Consider the following 3,452-nt stretch of genomic DNA (forward strand, 5'->3'; position numbering starts at 1 on the left):
CAGAAGGTTTTACGAAATGAAAATGTGATTTGTCAATCCCCTAAATCCTGTTTTCAAGAGGCCTTTCGATTGGAGATGGTTGTAGATCACCCAGATTGGATTCGTATGCTGGAAGACCGTAATCTTGCTGTACATTCTTATGATGAAAAGTTGGCAAGATCTATCTATAAACGATTATCCGACTATGTGCCGCTGTTTGATTCCTTATTCACGGCGTTGAAGAACCGTTCACGCTTGGTGAAATGAACTATGCCCGAACATCCATCCACTAGATCCCCTGAAACTCACGCAACTCCTCCAATCGATGAGGTCTCTTCAGAGACTCGTCCCCGTTTTGACCTCTCAACCATCATGGGACTAAAGGTAGAGAGTATTGAAGTTCCAGAGCAGAGTGATGAGATGGCACAGGCTTACTTGCGCCAGCTTACTAAAGAGAAAATGAATGAGGCAGGCAAAGCAGAACTGGCATGGGCTTTTCGAAGACAACTGCAAGAAGATCTGAAAGTGGTAGAAGTACCAGTACCAGAAGTACCAGTACCAGAAGTACCAGAAGTGAGAGCAGGAGACAGAATCAATGAACTGCGTCGCGAACTACTCACTAAAGATCCTTCCCATTCTTTTTCTCTTGCCATCTACAGAAAGCTCGTGTCTGACCCAAAGACATTTGCGACTCTCCAAACAGAGCTTCTCCGTCACGAACAAGAAAGAAACGAGATCAATGGCACCTATGAAGAGTTTAAGAATCTTGAATCAGAGCTCTCCTCCACCCAAGACAACCTCATCGCTCTTCTCTCTGAGATGTTCAAGAGAGCTGGTCAAGATCCAAAGCCAGTTCATTTAGCCAAACGAGCCCTGCTTGAATCCAAATCCTTAGACCTTCAGGAGAAACTGGATACGCTCAAAAAGAAGAATCCAGACGTTGCCGCTCTCATTGAATACGACACGATCCAACAGTACAGCCAGCAACTGCGAACCACTGGCTTTGTCTGGACCAAATCTAGAAAGAAGCTTCTCCAAGACGTACTCACAGGAGCATTGACCTCAAGGCCTGTTGCCGCGCTCATGGGTGAAACAGGCACTGGAAAGACCGCTCTTGCAAGAGCCGCCTCCCTTGAGCTTGCTTCAAGAGAACCCGAGCGCACCGTTGGAGGCGACCAAGAGAAGTTTGTTCGTCTGCTTGCTTCCCCTGCCATTTCAGAAGGAAGAACCTACTATGAGTACGGCCCACTTCTTCGAGCTCTGACAGGCAAGTCCTCCTCCATAGATACAGAGCCTTCAAAAGGAGGAGGAATCTTCTTTGATGATGAATTCAACACTCGTCCTACCTCTGTTCAACGCCAAATCCTTAAGTTTGTCTCAGAAGCGAGAGTCGGACGCAAAGTGGCTGTCCCTGGCACGCCGCTTGTCGTTGAAGTGCAGCCCGGTTTTCTCTACCTCGCAGCAGGTAATCCTCCCTCCGAGCGCTACGATCGCGAAGAAACAGGCATTGAGACCAAACGTGAGTTTGCAGGAAACGTCATCAATGTGGAATATCTGGAACAGTCCAAAGATAACCCTGAGCTCTACCAGGTTCTGCTTGCGTCTCTTCTTGATTCACAAACCGGACGTCTGACCTGTGTCACCAAAGGAGAACTAGAACCAAACTTTATCAAAGATGCTCCAACAGGTGAGTACATCATAGATTCAGACCCTCACTCAGGTGGCTTTCTCTATCGCTTTGCAAACGCATGGCACGAGCTCTTCCAAGCCTTCTCACACAAAGACACAGTTCTTCATAAGAAGAACCCAGCAGATCCAAGAGCCAAATGGCATCTTCCAACCTTTGTCCTTGACGCAGGAGTCGTTCTCTCCTGGATTGGACAGTACAAAGCAGACCCCAAAGCCAGAAAAGAACACATTGCCACCTTTCTCACTTCCAAACTCACCACTTATTTAGAACAGTTCCCTGAGGATGAACAAAAGACGGTCAAGGAGTATCTCTCCTTCTTTGATCTCTCTCTTGAGACTCCAAAGAAAGATGAGCAAACAAAACCTCCTCTTTCCGTTCTTACTCCCAAAGACATTGGTTACTTGAATCCAAACGTTCCGCGACCAAAAGAGAAGGGAGCGCCACCCAAGTTTAAGACCATAGACTTTCTGGATACTGAAACAGGTGAAGTATTGTTTGAGTATGTGGCGCAAGAAAGTGGGTTTGCGTCCGGAACAAAGCTCGTTAGAAAAGAAGGGGCAGATGATACTCTTCCACAAGAAGCGACTATTCTTGGTCTTCTCTATAATCCTGATACAGAACAAACAGATCCGAATTCGATCCTTATTGACGGTGATTATGGACACAAGGTCATCACACCGGAAGATTTGACCAAGTGGTATGATGTTGCGACCCCTCCTATCCCCGAATCCGGCACTCCATTTGCCTATGATCGCGTCAAAGCCCGTGAGTACGGCTTCTCTGAGCTTAAGATTGAAAAGCATGAGAAGGCTCAAGCGATTATAGACGCTATCTACAACCGTGATCCTCGGTTTGTCACCATCTTCAGAGCAGGCTCACCAGATCCAGACTCAACAGCGACTCCAAAGGCGCTTCTGACCACTGATAAGTACAAAGTAAACAAGCAGGCCCTTAAAACAGCCTGGGCTCAAGACTGTAGAGATCTCCCCAACACTCCAGAGAAGTCCTTCTGGTTCTTTCAAGCGCTTGTTGAACACCAACTCTCAAACACTATTGACTCTGATGATCCAAACAACTTTACAAATCCAACCAAACCTCATTTCCCGCAATTCAGACAAGACTCCTTCCTGCTTGCCATGGACTTCTCCGAGTTTGATTATGATAATCAAACAGACAAACGGGATGCCCTGAGTTCAGAGACAAAGAAGATTCTGCAGACCCTCTTTAATACAAAAGACCCCACGTCCATCACAAGAGATGAGGTGAACAAAGCTCTGTGGACCAATCACGAGACACGCACACAGAGTCCACAAGCTAGAGCGGTTGTTCGTCAACTCTTGGGTTTTGGAGCTAACCCTGATGATTATGAACTGCGCCTGATGCGCTACGATGAATACGCTCGTGCTTCACAGACACAGAACTACGGTCAAAAGAACCTCCTGACTTATTTTGATGGTTACTATGTGTACGACAACGGTCACCGCGGCGGCCTCTTTGGCGGGGACCGTGGCTACGGTGGGGCCGCGCGCGTTGACGCTGGCGCCCGTGCCCCTGGCACTGAGAATCTTGCGGTCCGTCTCGTGCTCTCTAGGCGCAATCGACAAAATACTTGACATATAATTTGACATACAATATCGTGAAAGTATTGGAAAAATAACTGACAAATCCGTATGCCTTTCGATCCTATTCCCATTTCATTCTCTGTGCGTGATTTACAACGCAAATACCGTGAAGTCATCGATACGGCTAAGCGATCAAAGGACGCCGTGATTCTTATAAACAA

Annotated in this window: 2 protein-coding genes; both read left to right on the forward strand. The window is 47.2% G+C overall.

Annotated features, from left to right (window positions below; genetic code table 11):
* The coding region (locus QME66_12960; protein ID MDI6809860.1) for an HI0074 family nucleotidyltransferase substrate-binding subunit at positions 1 to 246 on the forward strand (246 nt) is incomplete at its 5' end.
* 153 nt (positions 247 to 399) lie between these two features.
* Complete coding sequence (locus tag QME66_12965) at positions 400 to 3,282, forward strand: AAA family ATPase (protein ID MDI6809861.1); 2,883 nt, start codon at positions 400 to 402, stop codon at positions 3,280 to 3,282.
* Positions 3,283 to 3,452: the final 170 nt, after the last annotated feature.

The sequence above is a fragment of the Candidatus Eisenbacteria bacterium genome, from assembly GCA_030017955.1.
In the GTDB taxonomy this organism is placed as follows: domain Bacteria; phylum Eisenbacteria; class RBG-16-71-46; order JASEGR01; family JASEGR01; genus JASEGR01.